The organism is Enterococcus avium ATCC 14025 (genome assembly GCF_000406965.1).
GTDB lineage: Bacteria > Bacillota > Bacilli > Lactobacillales > Enterococcaceae > Enterococcus_A > Enterococcus_A avium.
This window is the reverse complement of sequence record NZ_KE136364.1, coordinates 487,561-505,237: the sequence shown is the minus strand read 5'-3', so window position 1 is coordinate 505,237 and position 17,677 is coordinate 487,561. Positions and strand designations below refer to the sequence as shown.

General features: G+C 31.7%; 19 protein-coding genes and 3 pseudogenes. 3 read left to right on the top strand and 19 right to left on the bottom strand.

Translation table 11 applies throughout. The annotated features are described in order from the left end of the window. Positions 1–98 precede the first annotated feature (98 nt). The 8 genes from OMU_RS15335 to OMU_RS23440 form a co-directional block, all read right to left on the bottom strand. Positions 99–1,475 (bottom strand): ABC transporter permease, encoded by a 1,377-nt coding sequence (locus OMU_RS15335; RefSeq protein ID WP_016180787.1) that lies wholly within the window; start codon positions 1,473–1,475, stop codon positions 99–101. Continuing rightward, a complete protein-coding gene (locus OMU_RS15330; protein WP_002298083.1) occupies positions 1,475–2,131 on the bottom strand; it encodes an ABC transporter ATP-binding protein in 657 nt (218 codons plus the stop codon). The genes OMU_RS15335 and OMU_RS15330 overlap by 1 nt, the downstream gene beginning before the upstream one ends. A gap of 9 nt (positions 2,132–2,140) precedes the next feature. Beyond that, positions 2,141–3,418, bottom strand: coding sequence for an ABC transporter permease (locus OMU_RS15325; protein WP_016180786.1), 1,278 nt, complete (start codon positions 3,416–3,418; stop codon positions 2,141–2,143). Between the two features lie 18 nt (positions 3,419–3,436). Continuing rightward, positions 3,437–3,754, bottom strand: a complete 318-nt coding sequence (locus OMU_RS24100) for a 4Fe-4S binding protein (RefSeq protein ID WP_229078923.1) — start codon at positions 3,752–3,754, stop codon at positions 3,437–3,439. 94 nt (positions 3,755–3,848) lie between these two features. Beyond that, positions 3,849–3,932 carry a 4Fe-4S binding protein gene (locus OMU_RS24095; protein WP_233421623.1) on the bottom strand — a complete coding sequence of 28 codons (84 nt, stop codon included), beginning with the start codon at positions 3,930–3,932 and terminating at the stop codon, positions 3,849–3,851. A 29-nt stretch (positions 3,933–3,961) separates the two neighbouring features. Further along, positions 3,962–4,243, bottom strand: a complete 282-nt coding sequence (locus OMU_RS24090; RefSeq protein ID WP_002330915.1) for a hypothetical protein — start codon at positions 4,241–4,243, stop codon at positions 3,962–3,964. Next, positions 4,236–4,283 carry a CD1871A family CXXC motif-containing protein gene (locus tag OMU_RS23950; RefSeq protein ID WP_256278187.1) on the bottom strand — a complete coding sequence of 16 codons (48 nt, stop codon included), beginning with the start codon at positions 4,281–4,283 and terminating at the stop codon, positions 4,236–4,238. The genes OMU_RS24090 and OMU_RS23950 overlap by 8 nt, the downstream gene beginning before the upstream one ends. Further along, the gene (locus tag OMU_RS23440) at positions 4,268–5,419 is read right to left on the bottom strand and encodes a TlpA disulfide reductase family protein (protein WP_016180785.1); all 1,152 of its coding nucleotides are present in this window, start codon (positions 5,417–5,419) and stop codon (positions 4,268–4,270) included. The genes OMU_RS23950 and OMU_RS23440 overlap by 16 nt, the downstream gene beginning before the upstream one ends. A 264-nt stretch (positions 5,420–5,683) precedes the next feature. Between OMU_RS23440 and OMU_RS23765 the strand changes: the two are divergent. From OMU_RS23765 to OMU_RS15300, 3 pseudogenes are all read left to right on the top strand, one after another. Further along, a pseudogene (locus OMU_RS23765) lies at positions 5,684–6,079 on the top strand (plasmid mobilization protein). Continuing rightward, a pseudogene (locus OMU_RS15305) lies at positions 6,039–6,365 on the top strand (relaxase/mobilization nuclease domain-containing protein); the annotation flags it as partial. The pseudogenes OMU_RS23765 and OMU_RS15305, both read left to right, overlap by 41 nt. Before the next feature lie 567 nt (positions 6,366–6,932). Continuing rightward, positions 6,933–7,491, top strand: a pseudogene (locus OMU_RS15300) (reverse transcriptase domain-containing protein); the annotation flags it as partial. Positions 7,492–7,892: 401 nt separating this feature from the next. On the opposite strand, the gene OMU_RS15295 reads toward OMU_RS15300, so the two are convergent. The 11 genes from OMU_RS15295 to OMU_RS15245 form a co-directional block, all read right to left on the bottom strand. After that, entirely contained in the window at positions 7,893–9,041 is a 1,149-nt protein-coding gene (locus tag OMU_RS15295; protein WP_016180782.1) for a site-specific integrase, read from the bottom strand. Between the two features lie 4 nt (positions 9,042–9,045). After that, entirely contained in the window at positions 9,046–9,231 is a 186-nt protein-coding gene (locus tag OMU_RS15290; RefSeq protein WP_010732520.1) for a DUF3173 domain-containing protein, read from the bottom strand. A 377-nt stretch (positions 9,232–9,608) separates the two neighbouring features. Continuing rightward, positions 9,609–9,851, bottom strand: coding sequence for a helix-turn-helix domain-containing protein (locus OMU_RS15285; RefSeq protein ID WP_016180781.1), 243 nt, complete (start codon positions 9,849–9,851; stop codon positions 9,609–9,611). Continuing rightward, complete coding sequence (locus OMU_RS15280; RefSeq protein WP_016180780.1) at positions 9,844–10,266, bottom strand: RNA polymerase sigma factor; 423 nt, start codon at positions 10,264–10,266, stop codon at positions 9,844–9,846. Before OMU_RS15280 ends, OMU_RS15285 begins: the two co-directional genes overlap by 8 nt. A 239-nt stretch (positions 10,267–10,505) precedes the next feature. Then, on the bottom strand, positions 10,506–10,943 hold the full coding sequence (locus tag OMU_RS15275; RefSeq protein WP_071879957.1) for an ATP-binding cassette domain-containing protein: 438 nt from the start codon (positions 10,941–10,943) through the stop codon (positions 10,506–10,508). A 266-nt stretch (positions 10,944–11,209) separates the two neighbouring features. Then, positions 11,210–12,121 (bottom strand): ABC transporter transmembrane domain-containing protein, encoded by a 912-nt coding sequence (locus tag OMU_RS15270; protein ID WP_016180778.1) that lies wholly within the window; start codon positions 12,119–12,121, stop codon positions 11,210–11,212. Positions 12,122–12,382: 261 nt separating this feature from the next. Beyond that, positions 12,383–12,583, bottom strand: coding sequence for a helix-turn-helix domain-containing protein (locus tag OMU_RS15265; RefSeq protein ID WP_229078919.1), 201 nt, complete (start codon positions 12,581–12,583; stop codon positions 12,383–12,385). Between the two features lie 34 nt (positions 12,584–12,617). After that, positions 12,618–13,040, bottom strand: coding sequence for an RNA polymerase sigma factor (locus tag OMU_RS15260; RefSeq protein WP_016180776.1), 423 nt, complete (start codon positions 13,038–13,040; stop codon positions 12,618–12,620). A 498-nt stretch (positions 13,041–13,538) separates the two neighbouring features. After that, positions 13,539–15,260 carry an ABC transporter ATP-binding protein gene (locus OMU_RS15255; protein WP_016180775.1) on the bottom strand — a complete coding sequence of 574 codons (1,722 nt, stop codon included), beginning with the start codon at positions 15,258–15,260 and terminating at the stop codon, positions 13,539–13,541. Then, the gene (locus OMU_RS15250; protein ID WP_016180774.1) at positions 15,244–16,998 is read right to left on the bottom strand and encodes an ABC transporter ATP-binding protein; all 1,755 of its coding nucleotides are present in this window, start codon (positions 16,996–16,998) and stop codon (positions 15,244–15,246) included. The genes OMU_RS15255 and OMU_RS15250 overlap by 17 nt, the downstream gene beginning before the upstream one ends. A gap of 109 nt (positions 16,999–17,107) precedes the next feature. Next, entirely contained in the window at positions 17,108–17,677 is a 570-nt protein-coding gene (locus OMU_RS15245; protein WP_002302405.1) for an MptD family putative ECF transporter S component, read from the bottom strand.

Here is a 17,677-nt window from a genome sequence, read left to right as displayed (position 1 = left end):
AAATAAAAACCGTGAAGCAACCACCCGCCTAGGATTGATGGTTACTTACACGGTTTATATTACACTCTCATTTTTGGTGCTAAAAAGCACCGAAAATTTTAATTATTGTCAATTAATAATTCTTTTGGATTCCTTCTTAATATATTGAATGAAGAAATAATCAATGATACAAGAAGTACTAAACTCATAAATATAACTACATAAATCATGAATTTAGGTAATACATTGATATCTAAACTTGATAATGTCTTGTTAAATCCTTCAGCTTCTGCCCCACCACCTAATTGGCTAGATGCAGATTGTTTAGCTATTTGTTTAGCTATATCACCAGTAACCTTATTCAATATATTATTCCCAAGCTTGTCAGCTGTATATTGAGCTAAGAAATAAGAACCAACGAATGCGGGGATTGATATAAATACCATCTCAATTAGGAATTGACCAAAAATTTCTAATTTTGATATACCTAATGATAGTAATACTGCTATTTCTTTCTTTCTAGCATTCATCCATAATAATAATAATAATGAAACTACAACTCCTGCAAATATTAATGAGCCAAAAAATAATTTATTTGAAATTGAGTAAATACCTGATATAGATTGTTGTAATGCAGGGTAATTTGATGAACTTTTAATCAAATTATATTCTCTCCAATTTATATCTAATTTCCCAAGATCTTTTATTACACTATCAAGATTCTTATCACCTTTTACAAAGAATGTTGCATCTTGGTATACAGCTGTATCTTCAGTATTACCATAAACTTTAGCAGCTGTATGAACATCAGTGATTAATGTATTTTCGTATAGTTCTTGTGCTGCACTTACTCCACCACTATTATGCCCATCGAATAGACCTTTAATTTCTACTTCTACTGTTTCATCTGCACCTTTCTCATTATCGGCATCAAATAAATTAGATTTTATTTTTATCTTATCTCCAACTTTAAGATTATTTTTTTCAGCTAAATCTTTATGCATTAAGATTTTATTTTTATCTTCATTTTCTAAATGCTTTCCTTCTACTAATTTATATGCTTCTGATACAAATTTTGTTTCTTTTGTTGAGTCGTTAACCCCAGTTAACATAACTGTTCTTTTAAAATTCTTTGCTCTTTCAGGTGATTGATTCGCAAGAGTCTCTTGAGTTTCAATAATATCATAATCAACTAAATCTGCAACACTGTTTATTCTTTTTACATAGGAGTCTATACTATCTGTTTGAGATATCTTTTTAATATCTTCACCTTTTACATTTCCCCCACCTCTAGGTGTTCCTGGATTTACTTGTCTATTTATCTCCATAGAAAAACTATTTGTTATATTAGAAAATGTTTCTTTTGAAGCTCTGTCCGTAGCATCTTTAATAGATAAACTAATGAGACTTAAAGTTGACATAGATAAAATAACTAATATGATAATTAATGATTTTAAACTTTTTCTAGTTACATAAGCAAATGCATTTTTTATCATTATTCAACCTCCAAATTCATTTTATTTACTTTTTTCAACTTTTTACCACTTAGTTCTAAAATGATATCCGCAGAATCTGCTACTTCCTTACTATGTGTTACAACTATTACACATTTATTTCTATCTTTAGCTAATGTCTTTAATATATTAATTATTTCTCCAGCAGTAACACTGTCTAGATTACCAGTAGGCTCATCAGCTAGTATTATTGGAGCATCTGATACCAATGCTCTAGCAATAGCTACTCTTTGTTGCTGTCCACCAGATAATTTCATAACATTTCTTTTTATTTGTTTTTTATCTAAACCTAGTTCAAACAAGATACTTTCATCTGCTGATTTATTTACTAATCTAATATTTTCAATTGGTGATAAATAATCTATTAAATTATAGTTTTGAAATACTAAAGATATATTATTTTTTCTATGATTACTATATCCTTTATTTTGTATATCTTCATTCTTAAACAATATTTTTCCTGTTTGAGGTTTATCAAGTCCAGCAAGTAAGGAAAGAAGTGTAGATTTTCCTGTTCCTGACTTTCCTACTATCGCATAAAACTTCCCAAGTTCAAATTTTTGATTTACTCCTGACAAAACTTTTTCTTTAGAATTTGCATAACTATATGCTACATTCTTTATTTCTAATATATCCATTATTTTCTCCTAACTTATTTTTGATAAGATTTCTTTAGGCTTCTTGATTAACATTAATGAAGAAGCAAATACAACTGATAAAACAATAATACTTATTAATATTAAATAACTTTGTCCAAGTGTTGTTATATTTGACATAAAACTACTATTATTTATTAAACTTCCACCGGAAATCATTGAATCCTCTGAGTTAATGAATCCATCTACAATTACTTTTAGTAATACATTTCCTAAAAATAAGGAAGATATTATACTTGGTATCGATATGAATATTAACTCGAATATAAATTGCATTATAATTTGTATCTTAGATGTTCCAATAGATAAAAATATACCTATTTCATAAATTCTTTCCCTTAACCATAGAATCAAGATTAATGAAAGAACAACCATCCCACCTAACATAATAGAATAAGTCATTACTTTTATTATATATTTTATTCCACTCACTGACTCTAAAGACTCTTCAAACGCATTAGAATCTTTTTCAACAAAATACTTTGACTCATCAATTTTAAGCTCTTTCAATTTGTTTAAGGCTAAGTCTGTAGATTCTGCACTACCAGAATACATTAAAATTTTATTTGCAATTTCATTATTTTCTGAATTGTTTAATATCTCTTGGCTTGTTGAATAATCTACAAACACCATATTTTCACTAAAATCAGAAGATAATCCTGTATATGTTTCCTGTTTTTTACCAGAAAAGATCCCTATAATTTTAAATTTATGACTTTTTATTTTTCCACTTTTTTCAATATCTAGTAATTCAAGATCAACTTCATCACCTAATTTTAGATTGTTTTGTTTAGCAAATTCTTCATGAACAATAATTGAATTCTTATCATTTTCTTCTATATTTTTACCTTCTTTAATTGTAAATACTCCACTACTAAATAAAATATTTCTTTTAGTATTATTTGTAGCTTCGAGTGAAACAACATTCTTAAATTCGTCAGATAAATCTTCTCTATTTATTCTTTGTTCTCCGCTAACTACTTTAGCATCTTTTAGTTTTGCTAATCCATCATATTGAATTATTTTTTCTTCAATTTCTTTTAATTTTTCAATATCTTTAAATTGATTAACATTAAAATATTTACCATTTTTTTTTGTTATTGATATTGAAGAATTAGAACTTTCATATAAAGCCTTTTCTATTTCATTGCTTGATTTCATTATTGTTAAACAAGAATACAAGCAAGAAAGAACTATAGTTAATATGATAAAAATTATTAAAGTTCTATTTTTCTTTCTTGTAATATATGCTATAGCATTTTTTATCACTTTCCTAACTACTCCTCTCTATTTTCTTACTCCATAACTAATTGCATCCACCGGACAAGCATTTTTACATCGTCCACATCTGATACACTCCAGATGATTGCAATTCTCAACTGAATCTTTATTCATTTGGCAAACTTTTTTACATTTTCCACAATTAATACACTTATCCTTATCCAATCTATATCTAAATATTGAAATAGGGTTAAAAATTGAGTAAATAGCTCCAAGTGGATATATATATTTACAAAAAGGTCTATATATAATTATAGAAAGTAACAAAGTAACTATTAGAATGATTCCTTTCCAATAATACAAGAAACCTATCGCACTTCTCATACTTTTATTTAATAAAACAAGTGGTAATCCTCCTTCCAGCATACTAATCGGACAAATAAGTTTACAAAAATACGGAGAACCCTGACCTAAAATATCAACCAAAAATAAAGGGAATCTTGTGTAGCAAATCTTGAATCAATCCAAATGGACACAGCCATCCACAAACAAATCTTCCCACCAATGCTCCTATAAAAAACAAAATCCCAACTATATAATAAAATAACTAATCTTATATTTTGAATTTCCAATTACTGCCTGTAGTGATCCTATTGGACAAGAACCTTTTGCTCCCGGGCATGAATAACAATTTATACCCGGAACACAAATTTTCTTTAAATTCCCCCCGTAGATTTTACCAGTCTTAAAGCCTTCAAAGTAAGAATTAGTAATTAAAAACCAAACGGATTGAAATAAATGCTTAAAACGATCTCTTATTTTATATTTATCTTTTTTTGTACTACCATTTATAATATTTTTAATTCTATCCAATTCCAATACACTCCATACAAATTCTTATCGCCTTATCCAAGACAACTTAGTTTCTCCATTACTATCAACAAAGAAAGTCTCTGGCATAGCCTGTATACCATTCAATCTACCATTAAAGTTTGTCTTATCTGGCATTAAGAAAGGATATGAAGCCTTTGTCTTTTCATGTATTAACTTTGACTTTTCAATTGCTTCCTTGTTTTCACCGTTATCATCAACAGGATCTGTAACAACTCCAACGATATTTACACCCTTGCTTTTCATTTCATTCTGAACCTCAACCAAATCAGGAATTTCCTTTACACAAGCTGTACACCAAGTTGCAAATACATTTACCATAGTAAGATCATACTTCTCAAAATCTTTACTTGTAAAATCCTTGCCATTTATGTCCTTTGTTGATAGTTTACGTAAATCTTTAACCGATTCTTTGTTAAATGCTTCTGTATTTTCTAAATCAGTTTTTTCTGATAGCACAAAACCATTTTTAGGACGTTCTTTTTTATCTATAATTTGAATCTCAGTTCTTTTTAATTCATCCAGAAGATTACTTTCAGCTCCGCTATTTGTGCTTAAATAGCAATCGTATTTTCCATCACTTGAAACTCCTATTTTAGTATGAGTATCACATTTTATAATTTTAGATTTTTTTTCTTCTGATGTATTTTTTTCAAATATACCAATAGTCCCAATTCTTTCAGGCTCATTTTGCCAATTTTTATATCCATCGCCCATCTTTTCTATAACTGCATTCTTTTGTTCTTCTGTCATTTTTTCAAATGTCAAAATAGCATACTTTAGTTCTTTATCTATAGGACTTTGATCATCTAACATCGCTATCTTTTTATCAGCTATATAATTTCTAAATTTGTCTGAGAGTTTAAATTTAAGCCCTAAATATTCATAAACATATTCTTTCTTTGCCTCCAATGTATAATCTGATGGCTTAAAAGTTTCATTTTTGCCATTTGCATTAATTGACATGCCTTCCTCTTCAGAACTTATGGATTGTCCTTCTTTTATTTTATTGTTTTCATTACTTTTTTGACACCCAACTGCGCTTAAGCTCAAACATAATGCAAGTAATAGGCATGCTCCTCTTGGTACTATTTTTTCATAAATTATTCCTCCTTTATTTTTTACACAATAGCATTTTATAGCTACTTTCAATAACATTCTACACACCTTTTATGAAACGTTGATGAAATATAATTTTTTATTTTTCCAAACTATGGTATAACAATATAAGTATTATGCTTAAAGTTGTTCTTACACGATTAGTATATGATCGATTAGTATATGAGCAAGCACAGTAAGTGTACGGACACTTACGAAAAAATTGATGAAGCAGCCCTTTGGGATCTGCTTCTTTTTTTATCAATTTTTAACTTGTTAGGGTGTACCCTAAGACCCAGAAATACATTCAAAGGAGGATTACCTATAGCAAATAGAATACGAAATGAAAGGCTTGAAATTAAATTAACAGAAGAAGAAAAGGCTCTTTTTGAGGAGAAAAGAAAACTTGCGAAATGTAAAAATATGAGCCATTTCATCCGCAAGTGTGTTTTAGAAAAAGAAATATATTAAGTGGATTTAGAGCCGTTTAGAGATTTACAGGGTTTCCTTTCCAATGCTATCAGCAACATAAATCAGATTGCAAAGCGTGTGAATTCCACCGGCATAATCTATAAGGACGATATAAATGATATGAAAAAGCAGATTGAATATTTCTCAAAAGAGTTGTGGCAAATACATTCTCTGCTTCTTAACAGAACTTCCGGAGTGATTAAATTTTATGGCTATTACAAAAATACATCCTATAAAATCAACCTTTAATCTTGCCATTTCATATATTATTAATGGAGAAAAAACAGATGAGCAAATCTTAGTAAGCACTCATAAATGCCATCAGGAAACTGCTCATATCCAATTTTCAAGAACAAGAAATGATGCCGGAACAAACGGAACCGTTCTTGCAAGACATCTTATTCAATCCTTTTTACCCGGAGAAGCAAGTCCTGAAACGGCACATCAAATCGGTCTTGAACTTTGTAAAAAGATATTAAAGGACGAATACGAATTTGTCTTATCTACCCACATAGATAAAGGGCATATCCACAACGTGCGCCCAGATAGGGTATTAAGTAAAGTAGATTAAGGTACTACTCTGTACGATAACACAGAAGACAGCAACCTAACTGAAAGGCGAAAGCTGATACAGGAACATAGCACGGTTGGAAAGCGGTAAGTTACCTAAAGACAACTTGGTACGACTGAACTGCAATGTCAATCAGATACGAGGTATAAATTGGGTTTATTGAACGCAAGTTTCTAATTTCGGTTATGTGTCGATGAAGGAAAGTGTCTGAAACCTTCAGTACAGAATCAGATAAATTATGGTTGTGAATTTATCTGTTATCATTCATTCTGTACAATCTGTAGGGGAACCTATGGAAACGAAAGCGATGCCGACAATCTGAACTAACCTATACTTAATATTAACTGGGGATACCCTAAACAAGAACGCCAAAAGAAAGGAGGCAAAAGGCTATAGCTAGTAGAGCTTGAATATCTTACAAGGGTACGGAGTGCTCGTAGTAGTCTGAGAAGGATAACGACCTTTACATGGCGAAGGGGCACAGTTATTGTGTACTAAAATTTAAAATTGATTAGGGAGGAAAACCTCAAAATGAAACCAACAATGGCAATTTTAGAAAGAATCAGTAAAAATTCACAAAAAAATAAAGACGAAGTTTTTACAAGACTTTATCGTTATCTTTTACGTCCAGATATTTATTACGTGGCTTATCAAAATTTATACGCCAATAAAGGAGCTGCCACAAAAGGAGTGCTAGATGATACAGCAGATGGTTTTAGTGAAGAAAAAATCAAAAAAATTATTCAATCTCTATCTAAAAGAAGAAACCTATCATCCTCAACCTGTACGAAGAATGTATATTGAAAAAAAGAATTCCAAAAAACAGAGACCTTTAGGGATTCCAACATTCACAGATAAATTGATTCAAGAAGCAGTGAGACTAATTCTTGAATCTATCTATGAACCGGTATTCGAAGATGTCTCCCATGGTTTTAGACCTCAACGAAGCTACCATACCGCTTTGAAAACAATCAAAAGAGAGTTTGGTGGTGCAAGATGGTTTGTGGAGGGAGATATAAAAGGATGTTTCGATAATATAGACCATGGCACACTAATAGGATTAATCAATCTCAAAATCAAAGATATGAAATTTTTATTGCCAGTAGTTAGTAAATTCAAGCTTTTGAAGAAATAGATAATTATTCGATTAATCCGCTAAGACATTTTTACTTGGTATATCCTGTGATGCTTTTCTTATTTTTATGTAATTAATTAAATATAGCTAAATTTTCAAGTTGGAGCTTCTTCTTTTTCAATCAAGAATTAGACTCATCTACTTGCCCGTTCCAACTATATGAACATATAAAAAGGCGAAGGATCACTGATCCAACGCCTCATAACTTTAATCGTAGTTCAAAAAAGCTATTTCTTCTTAGGTTCATCCTCATCCATTTTCGATTCCGACAACTAACCTTTAATGACCGGCATATCAATAACTAAGTTAAAAAAATCGTTTATGACAACCAAATGACAGCAATAAATCGTTAAAAATCAAACAGAAAATTTAGTAAACTCATCTGCTAGGGTTTGGTTTGTTTCTGGATAAAGATGACCATATTTATCCAATGTCGTCTTAATTGATGAATGACCTAAACGTTTTGAAATAGCATAAACATTTTTATTATGCTCAATTAAAAAAGCAACATGAGAATGACGAAGACCATGTAAATGAATAGGCTTTACCCCTGCTTCTTCTGCTAATTTTTTGATACGATTTAAAAATGTTTTTGGTGAAGGCGGTAAGCCATCAAAAGTAAAGACAAAACCTAAGTCATCTCCAATTGACTTTTGAATCTCTTGCCATTCTTTCAAGTCTTCAATGGTTTGTTGATCTAGCGTAATAGTTCGGATACTCGAAGTGTTTTTCGTATCGGAAAACTCATAATTCGTCCTTTTCCGAATATAAAGGGATTTATTCACACTGCAAGTCCCTTTTTTAAAATCAATATCCGGCCATTGTAGAGCAAAAAGCTCTTCACTCCTAAGACCCGTAACAAACAAAAAACGCATCATCCTTTTGTAGAAAGTCTCCTGAAAATCACAGAGATAAGAACAATTGTATACTTTTTTAAATTCATCAACTGTCCAAAAATCTACTACAGAACGCTCAGTTCGAATCTTTCCAATCGTATCTACTGGATTTTCTTCAATCACTTCCAAAATTACCGCACGCTTAAAAATAATCCGTAACTTGTTAAAAATCTGTTTAATGTAATTGTTTGATAAAGGACGTGTTGAACCATCTCTGTTTTTAACTGAACACTTCTCAACTAGATACTGTTGAAATTCTTGAATATGAATTGGTCTGATCTTTTCCATCTGTACTTTTCCAAAATAAGCTAACGCACGTTTTAAAGTCTTATCTGTTTTTACATAGGTTTTTTCAACTGTCCCCAGCTTATACCAAGGAAAGAAATATTTCTTATAAAAATCTCGAAACGTAATTCCTTCCAGATAGATATTTTGAGAATCGGAATAATTCTTTTTCAATTCCTCCATGGCTTGCTTGGCCTCTGTCTGAGTTTTAAAACCTCTTCTGGTAGGCTGAATTCTCTTACCAAAACGATCATATCCTAGAGACAATGAAAAATACCAAGTACCTCGTTTTTCATCTTTGTACACATTTGCTATTCTTCTCATCGTACTATTCCTCCCAAGAAATATGCAAGACTTCTTCAAGTATTGAGACAGGTATTCTTTTTATCTTAGAATTTCGATAAAAAGAATAGCCTTTTTTTATAAGAAGAATTTTGCATTCCTTGAAAATTTTGTCAGCGTAGTACTGAGAAAATCCTAAGTTGACTATATCCTGTCGTGTGACTGTCTTCATTATACCGCCTTCTTTAATATTTGTCGCACTCTTTTAAGCTTTCAAATGAGATAACAATTAGTCTATACTTTAATGTTTTTTATCTATCAGCTGCTTTACTAAAGCACATAGGAATTTCACCTCCCCCCAGTAATGGCGGGCCTATTTGGTTACGGAAGTATCATTATCTAGCTTTCAAATCAAAACCAACTATTTTTCGCTCAAGTCAATGCTTGTCATGGCGTAGTATGTGTTTTTTATTCAAAAGACTAATGTACTGATAGAGTTATATTTACTTTTCAATGAACATATAAGCTTTTCAGCCTATGAAAATTTTATACTTCGAATCTGTGTATAAAACTTACATAGAATGAAAAACAGAAAGAGGAAAGTAGCTACTAGCGGGTTACATCAAATTTCATGACTTTTTCAATCAATTTACTTTCAAGACTTCTACGCAGAAAATCATCAATATAAACTGAGGATATAGTACCGTTCTCATACTTATTTCTTAGGCAAAGGCTAGTAATATAGTTTTGATAATGATTTAAAACTTCACTCATTGCGAGTGGTTCACCTGAAGAAGCAGCAATGATTATTTCAGGTGATAATAAAGCATCAGAATAGTCAAGCTCACACATAATATTTCTCCTCCAAGATATCTCTTAATTCGGATTGAGCTTTTTTTCGTTGATACCAGACGCCCCCACCACTCATTCCGATTACTTGTCCTATTTCACGATCATTAAAACCACCAAAATAGTACAACAAAACAATTTTCCGCTTTATTTCATTAAGTTGATGAATTGCTTCCGCTAAAGTGAGGTTGGTAACGAGCAATTCCATTCCAAGAGCAATAAAAATTTCGCTATTTTCTACAGATGTATCAACCACTTGGAATGTTGACTCTAGCTCTCTAGGTAGTTCAGTTAATGAAATTTGACGTTCTCTCAATCGCGCATATTGTTTCTTGATGTTTCTTGCTTCATTTCGAACTATTGCTTTACAAAAGCTATCAAAAGTATGAGAAATATGTGAATCGAACGAATGAACCATTGAATTTCCTCCTTTAAAAACCAAATAGAGACTTCAACATATGGCTTTCCTCTTTCCACTACTACTACAATCTGAACGAGTCAATTTTTCGAAGTTTATAAATTTTTCCGAAAAAAATAGTGTACAGACTAAATTGCCTATACACTGGGGGTCAGTAAAATTTATTCAATTAGTGACACCAAATCCTATCCATTCGAAAACGTTTACATTATTTTATTATTGAAAATAACTATTTTAAATCATTCATTTCCTTCCAGTTTTAATACTTTATCATAAAGTAGTTGTTCTTCTTGTGAGACTTTATGAGCTACCTCAATCAACGTATTAGGACTATTGATAAAAGTGTTTCTGATATGTGCTGCTGTGATATTATCTAAAGAAGAAGTTGCTTCATCCGCCAATATAATCGGTCTATTGTACAAAAAAGCTCTTGCTATTTCTATACGCTGTAGTTCTCCTCCTAAAAGATTCTGCACATTTTCAGCTATTATGTAGTCTAATCCCTTTTCCGAGATAAATTGCTTCATCCCTGCATGATCAAGTGCAGTAAAAATGCTCTCTTCAGAAAATGAACGATCGAGAGTTACATTAAAACGAACTGTATCATTAAACACAAATGGTGTTTGCAAAATCAATGAGAATTGCTCACTTAATTGAGAAACAGTATAATTTGAAATTTAAATACCGTTATACAAATATTCCCCTTCTAATATCGGAACATTCCCTTATAAGACACCAAGAAGCGTTGACTTTCCAAAACCCGAAGGTACCATTATCAGCAATTTTTCTCCAGCGTTAATGGCTAGATTAAGCTGACTAAGCACTCTTTTATTGCCTAATTGAATAGTTACATCACGTAGTTCTAATTTAGAAAATGGAGATATAGATATTGATCCTCTTTTAGAATCACTTCGTTCTAATAAACGATTTGTTTTGCTATCTTTTAAAATTCGATAAACCCGTTTTGAATGTCTCGCGTAGTTTGTAATTGATTTCGCATCTCCAGTACTGATAAGAGTGGTTTATTCAAATAACTTGACAATTGTACTACAGAAATAAATACACCTAATGTTAGACTACTGTTTATAATTCGTAATATACCGATTCCAAACGGAAGTGTTAAGGCACATAATGTAACCAACACCGTCACGACCGCATTTGTATAACCCACTGTTTGATTCATATCTTTAAGAGCATTTTCTGATTCCCTTACATAATATGACACCCGTGCTGCCATTTCTTTTTCTACTTGATAAGTTCTTATTGTGCGTGTAGCTGTTAAAAAGTCTTTTAACCGTGAAAGAAATCTAGAGGTTTCTTCCGACCATTTTTCTGATTTTCCACGGATCTGTTTCTTAGTCACATTCGAAATAACCAGTGGAATAAGCGAAACTATAAAGAAAGCAGCAGTAGTCCAAATATCGTATTTCAGTGAAAAAAAAAGAGCAAATAGAAAGGTAATCGCACTTGTTAAAATTGAAAGCACAGCATTTATGCCGTTTGATTCTAATAATTTCAGATCATTCATAATAAACGACAAATCACTTGAAACATCAATTTCATGTATATCTTTTTGGATTAAGTTTTCAATTGCACGTTCTTTTATTTTTATATTGACAGACTTAATATAATTTGCTCGAGCACTTACATTAATCAGCATAACGATTCCAAATAGAGGTATACCAACAACAGCGAAAGTAACATTTTTCACAAAAATATTTAGGTCTGCATTTGTAGCTGCAGTAATAAAATTTCCTATTATAAACGCTTGGAAAATATACTGTAAACTAGATAAACTTGTCGAGATCAGAAATATGGCTAAACGTACTTTTGAACCATATTTTAACATAGTCATTAGGAATCTCACCTCCCCTAGTGATGGGGGTAATTTGGTTTCGGAAGTATCATTATCAAGAATTCGTTATTTTATCAAATCTTTATCGCTCGCTATCTACTGGTCATGGCACAATTAGATAGTTAAACGAATACTAATGTACTGATAGATTTTCTATTCAATTTTCAATGGACGATAGGTTTTTCAACCTATGAAAATTCCATAGATACGCCTTTTACGAAACTTTCATAGAATGAAAAACGGAAAGAGAAAAGATTCGAATTAACGGTTTACATCAAAAGTAATAATTTTTTCGATTAACTTACTTTCCAAACTCCTACGTATAAACTCATCACAATAAACGGACGACTTCATACCGTCTTCGTAACTGTTACGTAATGACAAACTAACAATATATCCTTGATAATGTTTAACCACTTTGGTTATTGCAATTGGATCACCAGAAGATGCAGAAATTATCATCTCTGTTGACAGAATGAAAGTTGCACTATCAAAATTATGCATACCCTTCATGCTCCAATCGCACTTTTAATTCATTCTCAGCCTTTTTTCTTTGATACCAAACTCCACCAACGCTCATTCCCATAGCCTCATCTATTTCACGATCATTAAATCCTGCAAAATAGTAAAGCAAAACGATTTTACGTTTGACTTCATTGAGTTTATGAATTGCATCTGCCAATGTTAAGTTAGATACTAAAAGCTCCATTCCAAGCATAAGAAAAACTTCGCTATTATCAATTGATGTGTCATTTACCTGAAAAGTGGTGATTACCGAATCTGGTAACTCTGTCAAGGAAACTTGACGTTCTCGTAATCGTGCATACTGCTTCTTTATGTTTCTTGCTTCATTTCGGATCACCTTTTTACAGAAACTATCAAAAGTATGAATGAGATGTGTATCAAACGAATGTTCCATCACCTTTCCTCCATTTATCCAATGTTTGTAAATCTGTAGTACAGCACTTTTCTCTTTCCATTACTACTACAATTTAATTGGTAGCTTTTTTCGAAAAGCTTAAAAAAATTACAAAAATAGGTGTATAGACGAATTTGTCTATACACCTAGATATCGTTAATTATTATATTTTTCAGAAAATCTTTTCAGATCTTGAAGTGTTTCTCTTTTTTTTAAATAACTGGATCAGTCAATCAAGTATTTATCACAGATAAATCTGTACTTTGCTTATCTGTAAGACTCCCATAAGATATTTTGACAGAAAACATATTTAAGTCAATCAGTCAATATTATAAAGATTACCTTCCAATTGTTAAAAATATTTGAGTATATTTTCCCATTTTCAGTAGCGCTTAGCAACAGTTTAATAAAATAAACCTTTTTGGGATAACACTGCAACAATGTCCAAAATTGTAGGTTAGTTAAAATCTATGCCAACATCGTGACAGCGTTTCTTTTTTAATAAATAAATTCCTCAGACATTTTAGTTTTCTTTATGAGATTTTTGTAAATTTCTGATTTTCGATACAACTCACTATGAGTACCTTGATCAACTACTTTTCCTTGATCCATCACTACAATTTTATTTACCTTTTCAATAGACTTCAAGCGATGCGATATAATTAGTACTGTCTTATCTTGTATTAAACGATTTAAACTTTCCTGAATACGTTTTTCATTTTCCGCATCTAAACTGGCAGTAATTTCATCTAAAATTAAAATTGGCGCATTTTTCAAAAAAGCCCGTGCTATGGATAGGCGTTGTCGCTCTCCTCCAGAAAGTGAACTTCCGTTTTCTCCGACCAATGTATGATAACCGTCAGGTAGTTTTTCAATAAAGTCTTCGCAGTTAGCTAAACGAGCTGCTTTTTTCACTTCCTCATCTGACGCTTGACTATTTCCAATACGTATATTTTCCAAAATACTTGTATTAAACAAAGTTACCTCTTGAAAAACAATAGCGATTTTGCTAAACAAAGAAGCTGGAGATACACGTTTAATATCATACCCATCAATTAAAATACAGCCTTCATCATAATCATACAGTCTAGACACTAATTTCAAGATACTAGTTTTCCCGGAACCACTAGCACCTACTAACGCAGTCACTTCTCCTTGTTTAGCCGTAAAAGAGATATGATCTAAAATTGGGGTATTGTTATCATATGAGAAAGAGACATCTCGCAACTCAATGTCAAAAGATTTCAGAGGACTATCTGATCCCTCTTGGATACTGGTTTCCTTCATAGCTCTAATTCGCTGTATTTTAGGAGCTAAATAAAATATTTCAAGCACTGCTTCTTTCATAGAATCGAAGGAATCCTTTATTTTTATTGCGGCTAGTAAGTAACCAACGACGTAGAGTATAGTCACTTCACCCGTTAACAGTAAGTGAACACCTACTAGAATGACTACTGCTAAACTAACATATGAGAAAATAGAGGATAAGGCCATGACTGAAAAAGTACTTAATTCTACCTTTAAATGAATCCTTTCACTCTCTTCCATTTTTTTGAAAAGTCTGTCTTGAACTTTTTTAGATAGATTAAAGCTATTAATCTCTTGCTGCAATTCTATAGTTTCTTGAAATTCTTCCGAGTTTTCTCTCAAAGTATCGTAATATTTAGTATTGGCTTTCGTTTGGGATTTCTTTGATAACAAGATTAAGACAAAACTAAATAACGTTGGCAAAATAACAGCTAATCCCATTTTGACATTACCAACCAAAAGTATCACTGAAATAAAAGGGAAAAACAGAGCCATACCGCCGGCTTTAGGTATTGCATGACTCATCGCATGCTCAATACCTTCAACGTCAGACATGATAGTTTGAGATAAATCTGATAAATTATGTTTTGAAAAATAGGATAATGGTAAATTTGACAAATCGTCTGCAACTTGCACTCTTAAATGCGCACTTTCTTTATAAGTACTATTATATAAGTTTTCATACTCCCTATCTAACAACCAATACATGAAAAGCAAAGTAACAAACGATACGGCAAAATAAAGCCAACGGGGCTTTGTATTTTCTAAAACTAATTCGTCTATCAGCATCATTATAATGAATGCTGGTACCATATTAATGCAGTATACAAAAAAACTAGAAATAGAAGCTTTAGTTAAAGCTTCTGCGCCCTGATCACTTAAAGCAAATTTGTTTTTATAAAAACTTTTCATTGTCAAGCCTCCAATCATTTGCATTCTCATAATTAGTGACCAATTGTTTATACACTTGATGTTTAGCCATTAATTCATTATGATTTCCACGTTCTACTATTTTCCCTTCTGACAAGACAAGAATTTCATCTACAGATTTAATGCTGGATAATCGATGAGCTATCATAATAACTGTTTTTTCTTTCATCAGATGTTGAAAAGCCTTTTGTAGTTCATACTCATTATCTGGATCAATAGATGCACTGGCTTCATCCATAATAACAATCTTTGCATCTTTTAAAATTGCTCTGGCAATAGCTATACGTTGTTTTTCTCCTCCTGACAGATAAACTCCTTTACTACCAATTAAGGTATGCTCTCTTTCGGGAAATTTTTCTAAAATCGATTCGCAACCGGCTAATCTTAGCGCGTCAAATACTTTACTTGCTGGCGCTTGAGGATTTGCTATAGAAACGTTATCGTAAATACTCTGATTGAATAGTTTCGTATCTTGAAAGACAAAAGCAATTGTGTTAATAATTGTGTCTTTTGAATAGTGATTTAAAGGCTTACCACCAATTTTAATCTGTCCCTTATCCACATTGTAGAAACCTGAAATTAGTTTAGCTATCGTACTCTTTCCGCTTCCTGATTTTCCTACTAATGCATAAATTCTTTTTTGTTCTAAAACTAAGTTGAAATCTTCTAAAACACACTCTTCTTTGTATGAAAAGCTGACATTTTCAAATGCAATGTCACAATTTTTAATCTGTGTCTCGTTCCCATATTTTAGTTGGTCTTGCTTCATTTCTAAATAAAGGGAGTCTAGTGTTTCGACTGCATATCTTGCTTCAAACAAGTGCATACTTACATACATTATTCTCATGAAAGAAACAAAAATAATTCCACTTAAAAAAAACAACATCAACAAGTCAACAGCTAATATCTTGGGAGTGGTAAGAGAAGTTATAAAAAAGGTTATAGGAACTATCAAAATGCAAACTATGCCAAAAAATAGCCATTGAAAAAGAACAAAAGGTGTTTTCCCACTCAAAGAATACTTATATGCAAACTTAGCATAATCGTTAATTGCTTTATTCAAGGCTTTAAATGATGTTACTTTAGCACCAAATATCTTTATAACTTGAATTCCGCGGATATATTCTACCGTTTCAGAGCTTAACACATCTAACGATTCTTGATATTTTTGAATAAAATTTGTATTCTCTGTCATTTTCTTTAACAAGAATACACCAATTACTAACATGGCGATTAGAACCAATCCAATTTTAAAGTTAATGAAAAAGCCTAAGGCAACTGATAAAACAGGTGTTACTATGGCTTGAGCACTATCTGGAATCAAGTGAGCAATTGCCATATGTGTTTTAGCCGCGTTGTCATCAATTGTCTTTCGAATATATCCCGAAGAATTTAAATCAAAAAAACGAAAACTTGCTTCTGTTAAACCGCTAATTCCCTTTTTTCTCAAATTAGTCTCTAAGCGAAACCCAAGGATATGAGAAAATAAGCCAGAAAAAATATAAAATAAAGCTCCTAAAGTTAACCAAGCAACAGTTTGAACCGCATAACTCTTAGCTAAATATTCATCTTCTACAATAATTAGAGACTGAAGAAATTTGTAAATACTGTAATATCCATAGACTGTTAATACGACAGAAAAATCAGAAAATAAAGTGGCTAACCATCCGTAGTATTTCATTTTAGGGACATAACTAAATAATTTTTTGTATACTTTCATTTTTTCCTCCCCCGCATTCAATTTCTTCTCTTATTCGTTTACAACTGTTAATGCTTTCCGTAATAGCGTAAATTAGAGATGTACAAACAGATAGAAGGTAAACTACGTTCTATTTTTTGTATTTTTTTAAGACTTTTCTTCCAATCAATACACCAATCATAGATAAACTTGCTACAACTAACACTGAAATGATTCCCCATATACCTACCGCATAGTGGATCATTGCATCCATTGTTGCAGCAGATTGTCCTTTATCTATCCAATCTTGACGAAAACGATCTGTAAAGAACCATATAGGAATCCACTGTCCGGCAGCACTGCCTAATTGCATTAGAGCCCAAGACGCAACTTGAGGAATTGCTCGATCATATCCAAATACAGATAGAATAATATCAGCTAAGATCGCCATACTAATCGAACTGATAAACCAAGGTAAGTACGCCCCGCCCATTAACGTAAAAAATAACAATAAAACAATTGTGTAAATAGTAAAAATTCCTTTTCTAGGGTAGTTATAGCTAATATAAACAAATATGATTCCAGATAATAATCCAAAAATCCCTGGGGATATGCTGTGACCAAACGCCCCACCAATACTACTAACCATTATTGAAAAAAAGTAAATTACTAGGGAAATAACTGTAGCTAAACCAATAAAAATATAATCTTTTGTTTTCAT

What these genes read in the sequence shown, in the direction of transcription:
- OMU_RS23440 (WP_016180785.1), bottom strand. Translation starts at nt 5,419, where the DNA reads ATGTTATTGAAAGTAGCTATAAAATGCTATTGTGTAAAAAATAAAGGA.
- OMU_RS15330 (WP_002298083.1), bottom strand. Translation starts at nt 2,131, where the DNA reads ATGGATATATTAGAAATAAAGAATGTAGCATATAGTTATGCAAATTCT.
- OMU_RS15290 (WP_010732520.1), bottom strand. Translation starts at nt 9,231, where the DNA reads ATGAAGACAGTCACACGACAGGATATAGTCAACTTAGGATTTTCTCAG.
- OMU_RS15255 (WP_016180775.1), bottom strand. Translation starts at nt 15,260, where the DNA reads ATGAAAAGTTTTTATAAAAACAAATTTGCTTTAAGTGATCAGGGCGCA.
- OMU_RS15260 (WP_016180776.1), bottom strand. Translation starts at nt 13,040, where the DNA reads ATGGAACATTCGTTTGATACACATCTCATTCATACTTTTGATAGTTTC.
- OMU_RS15295 (WP_016180782.1), bottom strand. Translation starts at nt 9,041, where the DNA reads ATGAGAAGAATAGCAAATGTGTACAAAGATGAAAAACGAGGTACTTGG.
- OMU_RS15270 (WP_016180778.1), bottom strand. Translation starts at nt 12,121, where the DNA reads ATGACTATGTTAAAATATGGTTCAAAAGTACGTTTAGCCATATTTCTG.
- OMU_RS24100 (WP_229078923.1), bottom strand. Translation starts at nt 3,754, where the DNA reads ATGAGAAGTGCGATAGGTTTCTTGTATTATTGGAAAGGAATCATTCTA.
- OMU_RS15285 (WP_016180781.1), bottom strand. Translation starts at nt 9,851, where the DNA reads ATGTGTGAGCTTGACTATTCTGATGCTTTATTATCACCTGAAATAATC.
- OMU_RS15250 (WP_016180774.1), bottom strand. Translation starts at nt 16,998, where the DNA reads ATGAAAGTATACAAAAAATTATTTAGTTATGTCCCTAAAATGAAATAC.
- OMU_RS15335 (WP_016180787.1), bottom strand. Translation starts at nt 1,475, where the DNA reads ATGATAAAAAATGCATTTGCTTATGTAACTAGAAAAAGTTTAAAATCA.
- OMU_RS15265 (WP_229078919.1), bottom strand. Translation starts at nt 12,583, where the DNA reads ATGATAATTTCTGCATCTTCTGGTGATCCAATTGCAATAACCAAAGTG.
- OMU_RS15280 (WP_016180780.1), bottom strand. Translation starts at nt 10,266, where the DNA reads ATGGTTCATTCGTTCGATTCACATATTTCTCATACTTTTGATAGCTTT.
- OMU_RS15245 (WP_002302405.1), bottom strand. Translation starts at nt 17,677, where the DNA reads ATGAAAACAAAAGATTATATTTTTATTGGTTTAGCTACAGTTATTTCC.